9 protein-coding genes are annotated in these 7,463 nt (G+C 70.7%); all 9 read right to left on the bottom strand.

Translation table 11 applies throughout. The features are described from left to right. Positions 1–460, bottom strand: a 460-nt coding sequence (locus tag D7W82_RS37330; RefSeq protein WP_199727987.1) for an IS66 family transposase zinc-finger binding domain-containing protein, incomplete at its 3' end; no start/stop codon positions are given. A gap of 46 nt (positions 461–506) precedes the next feature. After that, positions 507–872 (bottom strand): IS66 family insertion sequence element accessory protein TnpB, encoded by a 366-nt coding sequence (tnpB, locus tag D7W82_RS37325; RefSeq protein ID WP_120622838.1) that lies wholly within the window; start codon positions 870–872, stop codon positions 507–509. 3 nt (positions 873–875) lie between these two features. After that, positions 876–1,025, bottom strand: a complete 150-nt coding sequence (locus D7W82_RS42000; protein WP_158617800.1) for a hypothetical protein — start codon at positions 1,023–1,025, stop codon at positions 876–878. A gap of 542 nt (positions 1,026–1,567) precedes the next feature. After that, positions 1,568–1,762, bottom strand: coding sequence for a hypothetical protein (locus D7W82_RS37320; protein ID WP_120622837.1), 195 nt, complete (start codon positions 1,760–1,762; stop codon positions 1,568–1,570). A 103-nt stretch (positions 1,763–1,865) separates the two neighbouring features. Beyond that, positions 1,866–2,018, bottom strand: a complete 153-nt coding sequence (locus D7W82_RS40755) for a hypothetical protein (RefSeq protein WP_158617799.1) — start codon at positions 2,016–2,018, stop codon at positions 1,866–1,868. Between the two features lie 66 nt (positions 2,019–2,084). Continuing rightward, a complete protein-coding gene (locus tag D7W82_RS37315; RefSeq protein ID WP_120622836.1) occupies positions 2,085–3,368 on the bottom strand; it encodes a chitosanase in 1,284 nt (427 codons plus the stop codon). Positions 3,369–3,465: 97 nt separating this feature from the next. Next, positions 3,466–4,338 carry a hypothetical protein gene (locus D7W82_RS37310; RefSeq protein ID WP_120622835.1) on the bottom strand — a complete coding sequence of 291 codons (873 nt, stop codon included), beginning with the start codon at positions 4,336–4,338 and terminating at the stop codon, positions 3,466–3,468. A gap of 7 nt (positions 4,339–4,345) precedes the next feature. Beyond that, complete coding sequence (locus tag D7W82_RS37305; RefSeq protein WP_120622834.1) at positions 4,346–4,888, bottom strand: DUF350 domain-containing protein; 543 nt, start codon at positions 4,886–4,888, stop codon at positions 4,346–4,348. Between the two features lie 46 nt (positions 4,889–4,934). Next, on the bottom strand, positions 4,935–7,463 hold a 2,529-nt coding region (locus D7W82_RS37300; protein WP_120622833.1), incomplete at its 5' end, for an HYR domain-containing protein.

Here is a 7,463-nt window from a genome sequence, read left to right as displayed (position 1 = left end):
CCACCACCCGGGCTGGAGGTGGGGCGGTGACGACGCCCCGGCCGCACGCGCACGCGAGGACTTCCTGCACGTGCACCTGCTTCTCGAAGCGGGCCGGCACGTACTCGTACACCACCGAGGTGCGGCCGGGGCCCAGGGGCTTCAAGTCCTCGCTGCCGCACGCCGGGCAGTGGCGCTCCTCGATGGGCACCGCGTGGCGAATCTCTCGCGCCGGGGCCTCCTCGGCCTTGCGGGCGGCTCTGGCTTGCCGCTTCTTCTTCGCGGCCTCGGCCCGGGCCGCCGTCGAGTCCGCGGCCCCGCGCAGTTCCGTCGCCACCGCCGGCAGCTTCTCCGCCCTGCGGCCGAAGACGTGGCGCTCCAGCGTCGCCATCTTCGCCTCCAGCGACGTCAGGCGCTCCTTGAGTTCTTCGGCCTCCTCGCGCCAGGGGCAGAAGTGGTCTTGCGGAAGTTCGCGCGGCACTTCGCCTCAACACGCCTGCGCCGCGCCGCGTCCCGGGCCGGAGGCCTCAGCTGCCCGTGCGCCCGGGAGGCATCCAGGCGGGCTGGCGCCTCACCTGGGCCACGTCGATTCCGTCCAGCAGCATCGCCAATTGCGTGGCGTCCAGCGTCACCGCCTGCGCGCCCGCGTCCACTGGGGGTAGCTGGAATCTCCCCGCCTCCAGCCGCTTGTACAGCAGCACGAAGCCACCCCGGCTCCACGTCAGCACCTTGATGCGGTCGCCCTTGCGCGAGACGAAGGCGAAGAGGTGCCCCGAGTAGACGTCCTCTCCCCACGCCGTGCGCACCAGTGCCATGAGGCCATCAATCGACTTGCGCATGTCCACCGGCTCCACCGCCAGCACCACGCGCACCGACGCAGGCAGGGCGAACACGGCTTACAGCCCCAGCGCCGCGACAAGCCGGGCCACGTACGCCACGTCGGTGCCCACGGCGAATCGCACCCGCGCTCCGCTTGCCGTCACCACCTCCAGCACGGACTCGGCCGCCTCCGGGGCGCTCGACACCTGCACCGGCAACAGCCGCACGGCTTCCGCTCGCGATGGCGCGGACCGTCGTGCCCGGTACACCCACGACTGCAACGTGCTTGAGCCGCACGCCCCTCTCCAACGCGAACTCCCGCTGCGTCTGCCCGCTCGCCTCGAAGGCTTCCGCGACGCACGCCCACTCCGGCTTCTCCACCTGCTTCGCCATGCCCGGAAGCGTCCGCCGCACGCCACTGCGTCGGCAATCCCTCACGGCACGTCGTTGGCCGGACGGATACCTCTGTTAAGGTGTATCCAGGATAATGTTGAAATGCAGGAATTATTTGTGAGTCTCTAGATGTCTGGCGGTGACGTGTCCTGGAGTGTGGCGCGGGTCCATTCCGGAGAGACGGTGGGCCAGGGGCGACGGGGGGCCATCTCCCCCGGGGAGATGGCCCTTGTTGGGAAGGCAAGCGATGGCGAGCGGGATGTCGGCGGTGGCGCTGGGCCCCCTGGTGTGTTTCGCCGTGGTGATGCAGGTGGGCGTCCTGCTGCTGGTTCGCAACCTGCGGCGCGGAGTGGAGCCGCGTCGCGCGAGCTGGCGCCTACTGGGAGGACTCTGCTCGGCCGCCGCGCTCCTGACCTTCGCGGTGAACGGGGAACGCGGTGGGCATGTTGCCCGCGCTCGCGTTCTCACTGCTCGTCGCCGTCCCGCTCTGCCTGGGGATGAAGCATGACTCGGTCGTGCGGCCCCTCCGCGTGTCGAACCAGCTGTTGTTGCTGCTGGTCTCGGGGCTCATCGGGCTGCGCCGGTTCGGAATCCCCGGCACTGTCTTCCGTCGCAGGACACGTGCTGTACGCCGGATGGTTCATGGGGCTGGGCGTGACGGTGCTCCAGGTGCCCTACCAACTGGCCTTCAGCACGGACAGGCCCTGTTCCTCGCGCTCGCGCAGGGTGAGCCCTTGCGCGAGCGAAGTCAGGCGGGCCTTCTCGGCCTCGCGCTCCTGGGCGAGCAGCGAGCCGAGCCTGTCGAAGAACGAAACGTCACGGGCCATGGCCCCGGGTCATGCCATCCCGGGGTGCCCGCCGTCACGGCCCGTGTGCCGGACTGTCCTGTCGTCCTACTGGCAAGAGTACGTGTACGAGGACGGCGTGCTCCAGGTGCCGTCCGGGTTGATGTTGCGCACGGTGTAGCCGCTCGCCGGGTAGGCCGTCGTCCAGCAGTCGCGGGCGCGCACGTCGTTGCGCAGGGCGGTGCCCAGGTCCCAGTTGCCCACGCGGCGCTGCTTCTCGTACGCGGCCACGCGGTCCACCGCCTCCACCCAGGTGGAGTCCGCCGCCAGCACGTCGCGGCGCTTCTCCAGGAACTTCTGGAGCCAGGCTGACTCCGTGATGCCGTTGTAGCCAATCACCGGCGCCACCTGTCCGCTGTTGCCCAGGGCCGTGTTCGCCTTGCGGATGAGGTCCTTCATGCCGTCGAAGCCGTGGTTGATGGACGCGTCGTACAGCGCGGCCTTGGTGAGCGCCTGGGTGAGGCCCCACTTCGCGGCCTCATTGATGGTGGGCGTGTAATAGAGCGCGTCGCTCACCTGGTCCTGGCACTGCTTGAAGTCCGCCTTGGTGGCGGCGGTGTTGAAGCTGGCCGCCCAGTCCGAGGTCCAGTTGCCTACGGCATCCAGCTCCGCCGTGGAGGCCTGGGATTGGCCGGTGGACAGGAAGCGGTTGTTGATGACGGTGAGCGCGTTCCAGTACTTCGCCATGCGGTTGCCATTTCCTTCCGTGCGCAGGGCCCGGTAGCACTGCACCACCTGGATGGCGTCGCCCGTGCCGGTGCAGAAGCCCGCGCGCCCGCTGGTGTAGCCGCGCCCGTCGAAGATGTTCTCCGAATAGGCGTAGTCCAGCGTGGGCGTGTCGTTCTCCCAGATGCTGGTCAGCCCTTCGGCCACCTTCTTCTGGTTCGCGGTGAGGCCGGAGCCGCCAGGGGACGTGCCGCCGCAGCTGTCGGACTGGACCTTCACGTTGGCCGCGGTGAAGGACGTGTTGGAGTTGGTGGAGTAGTTGAACGTGTAGGACGCGTTCACCGCCACCGTCAGCGACGACGTGCGCGTGAAGGTGCACGTGCGGCCCGCCTGCGTGTGCGTCCAGCCGGGCTGATCATCGTCACACGTCACGCCGGACGGCACGTCCAACGCGATGACCGGGTTGGCGATGGCCACCGTCCCCGTGTTCTTGATGACGAGCGTGCCCCAGTAGTCCGGCCCGTTGTACGTGTTCGTCGTCACCGAGTGCGTGCACGCGCCCAGCGCCTGCTCCACCGCGGCCGGCATCACCGCGTCCTCCTGTGCGCCACAGCCGCTGGCCAGCGCCAACAGCCCCGCCGTCATCCACGTCCGCGAATCCGCCATGTGCCTGCCCCCGCTTGGGTGAGGGACGGCCCGCCCTGTAGCGAGCATCCCAGATAGAGCAGGAATAGCTGTATTCGCGGCGAATCGCCAGTGGCGCTCAGCCCTGCACGTCCGGCAGCGGCAGCACCCGCCACAGCTGCGGCTTGTCGTACTGCGGCGGAATCATCCCCAGCGGCCAGCCTTCGGCGGTGAGCTCCGCGTACTGGTACCCGCGCCCCGCGAAGGGGATGCGGGTGCCGGTGCCGGGCAGCCCCACGCCGATGGCCGCGTGCGCGAGCGCGTCTGAATAGAGCATCACCGCGTCCACGCCCACCTGCCGCAGCAGCATCAGCGCGAGCACCGCCTTGGAATCGCAGTCGCCCCGGTCCTGCGCGGGCACCAGCCCCGGCGGGACGATTCCGAAGGGCTCGTCGCCGGGCAGCTCGTAGCGGATGCGGCGCACGAAGCCGAGGATGAGCTCGGTGGCCTGCGCCGCGTCCAGGTCGCGCTCGCGGATGGAGGTGGCGAAGCGCTCACCCAGCACGCGCACCGGCTCCGCGTTGCTCTTCATCAGCTCCGCGTAGATGCAGCGCATGTCCGTGCCGCAGCCCGGCGGCGCCACGTAGGTGAAGCGCTCCGGGCCCATGGCGCGGTAGCGCAGCCGCACGCTGTAGTCGCGGTGCGCCTGCTCCAGCCCGCGCTCCACCGCCTCGCCCAGTCCGTAGGCCAGCTGCTGACGGGCGGGCTCCATCCCGTCCACGCGCCAGTCATAGGACTTCGCGCGCTCCGGCGGCGTGTCCTCCGGCACCAGCACGAATCCCAGGTCCCGCATCGCCTCCCGTGGGTCCGCCGGAGGAACCTCTGTCTCCGGTCGAGGGGGATCCGGAAGCCGGCCCGCCTTCCGGGCCACCACGAGCTCCCAGCTGGCGAAGGCCATGAGCGCGCCCATCAGCACCAGCGACAGCAGCGTCTTCCACGAGCGCGCGAGCATGGCGGCTTCAGGCGGGCGCGCGCAGCACGCCGGTGGGCAGCTGCGGGAAGGGGATGAGCCCGTTGAGCGCGGCCTGGAGGCCCGGCGCGGTGAGCAGCGCGATGACCAGCAGGAAGGCGCACAAGAGGAGCGCGGCGGCGATGTTGCCCTTGCGCACCTCCGCCAGCTCCTCGATGCCCGGCGTCATCTTGTCGAACAGGCGCACGCCCAGGGCGAGCACCGCCACGCCTACCGCCAGCGACAGCGCCACGTGCACCAGCGCCAGGCCCAGCAGCTGGAGCACGGAGAGGGCGGACACGGGTGGGTTCTGCACCGCCAGGTCCACCGCGTCGCCCGTGGCCTTCAGCGCGTGCTGCACCAGCAGGCCCAGCGACACGAGGCTCGTCGCATGCACCAGCCCGGAGGCGACGTTGCCCTGGCGCAGCTCCTCCACGGGGTGGCTGTCCAAGAGGCGGCTCAGGCCGCGCATGCTCAGGCCGATGCCGAGCGCGGCCACGAGGCCGCCGAGGACGACCTTCATGAGTCCGACGACGAAGAGGGTGAGGTCCATGGGGCGCGCAGGGGACTGTAGCGGAAGTCCCCCGCGCCGCCACGGCTCACGCGCGCGGCTTGCCGTCCTTCAGACGGCGGCTGAGCGTCCAGGCGAGGGCGACGAGCGCGACCCAGCCCATCGCCGACTCCGGGCCGCTGCCCACCGAGCAGCCCATGCTCGTCCGCATGTCTCTCGTCGGGTCGTACTGCACGGTCACTTGGAAGTTGCAGAGCGCCGCGTTGCCGGCCTTGTCGATGGCGGTGACCTGCACCGCGTGCAGGCCCGGCGCCAGCGGGGTGCCCACGACGGGGCTGTAGAGGAGCTCCGTCTCGGAGACGCTGTCGGAGGCGGTGGCCTCCGGGTACTCCGCGCGGGTGCCGGACATCACCGCGGTGGTGAGCGTCTGGTCCTCCGGGCAGGTGAGCAGAGGCGGGCGCGAGTCGCGCACCCGGACCTGGATTTCGCACGTGCTGCTGTTGCCCGCCTCGTCGGTGCTGACGACCTCCACGCGGGTGAGGCCCAGCGGGAACAGGTCCCCGGACGCGTGCGTGCTGGTGACGGTGACCTTGCTGGAGAGGCTGTCGGTGGGCGTGAGGTCCGGCCAGGAGGCGTGCGCGCCCTCGGGCCCCTCCGCCTCCACGCGGACCTCGTTCACCTTGCAGGCCCGGCCGGGCGCCTGGTTGTCGCGCACCGTGACGGGGAAGGAGCAGGTGCTCTCGTTGCCGGACGCGTCCCGCGCCGTCACGTTCATCTGGGTGGTGCCCAGGGGCAGCACGCTGCCGTTCGTCGGGCTGAAGACGGTGAGCACGTCGCGGCTCGTCTCATCTCCGATGCCCAGGTTCGGATAGTAGAAGGTCGCGCCCCGGGCCGACTGCGCGTTCAGGATGAGCTCCGTCGGGCAGTTGTGGATGGCCGGCGCCGTCAGGTCCCGCGACGTCAGCACCGTGGTGCAGTACGTGAGGCGGCCCTGCGCATCCCCGGCCTGGTAGGTGACGGTGATGGGCAGGTTGAGCGGAAGCAGCTGGCCGTCAATGAAGGAGGTGCGGATCCACGCCTGCTCCGCTCCGGTGCGCAGCTCGGGCCGGTAGTGGAGCAGGTCCGTGCCCTCCGGACGGTTGGAGGGCATGTCCTGGGCGGCCAGGCACAGGAAGGTCGGCGCCGCTTCATCCCGCTCCATGCGCCACAGCGCATGGGGCGTCCACGGGTCTCCGGCCGTCGTCAGCAGCGCGCCCTGGAACGGCACCAGCCCCGTGGGCAGCGCGAACTCCCTGCCCGACGGCAGCCGCGTCAGCCGGGACGTGCCCGCGTCGGTGCCGTCCGTGCGCCACAGCTCGCTCGCTCCCGCTTGCGTGGTCACGATGACGGCGAGCCCGTCCTCCCACGGCGCCACGCCGCGCACGGCTTCGTTCCCGTACGGGATGGGGCGCGGCAGGTGCCGCGTGCCCGCGGCCGTTCCGTCCGTCACCCACAGCGAGTCCCCGAGCGTGGCGCCCCGGGACACGAAGTAGAGGCGGTTGCCCGCCGGGACGAAGAACTGGCCCGAATAGCCACCGAGCATCCCGCTGGGCACCTGCGCCAGCTGCTGGGTCCCCGCGTCGGTGCCATCCGTGCGCCACAGCTGGGAAGCCTCCTCGGAGCTGCGCACGAGGAAGACGAGCGCGTCGCCCAGGGCGGCGAGCACGGTGGGCATGCGGCCCGTGACGGCGGTATTGAAGTCCTTGACGAGGACGGTGCCGGCCTCCGTGCCGTCGGACTTCCAGACCGCGCGGCCATGCTGGCCGTCCTCCGCGGTGAAGTAGAGCGTGTCACCCACCGCGGTGAGGCTCTCGGGATACGAGTCGCCGACGCCGGCCTTGATGTCGCGCACGAGCATGGTGCCCGCTTCGGTGCCATCCGTGCGCCACAGCTCGACGCCCCGCTCGTCCTCCGCGGCGAAGAAGACCGTGTCCCCCACGCGCGCGAAGCCCGCGGCGTTCGCTCGGGCGAACCCCGGGTGGATGTCCTTGACGGGCACGGTGCCCTCGGCCGTGCCGTCCGACCTCCAGAGGTCGGCCTGCGTGTCCGCCGGAACGAAGAGCACGGAGTCCCCGAAGACGAAGAGGGGCACCTGGGCGGCGAGGCCATGGATGGGGCCGGGGTTGAGCTCGCGCGTGACGTGGGTGCCTTCACGTGTGCCGTCGCTCGTCCACAACTCGCGTCCGGTTTGCGTTGTCGTCGCGGTGAAGAACAGGCGGTGCGGCGTGGCGCGCAGCGAGCCCGGGTCGATGCTCGCACCCGCGGGCAGCAGCTCCTCCTGCACGGAGCGGGTGCCCGCGGACGTCCCGTCCGTCACCCACAGCTCCCGGACGTCGGAGCCGGAGCCGGCGCTGCCCGGGGTGGCGAGGAAATAGAGGCGCCCGTTCAACTCCACGGTGGGCCGCGTGTCAGGTCCCCGGGAGTCCAGCTCCAGGCGGGGGGCGGAGGTGACGTCCGCCACCCGGCGCACGGTCATCGGATCCAGTTGGACGGAGGAGCCCTGCGCGAACGCTGGGGCCGCGCCCACCACCAACGACAACGCCGAAAGCCATGCACGACCGATGACCATCCCCATGCC

The organism is Corallococcus sp. CA049B (assembly GCF_003611685.1).
In the GTDB taxonomy this organism is placed as follows: Bacteria; Myxococcota; Myxococcia; order Myxococcales; family Myxococcaceae; genus Corallococcus; species Corallococcus coralloides.
This window is presented reverse-complemented; position numbering and strand designations above follow the sequence as displayed.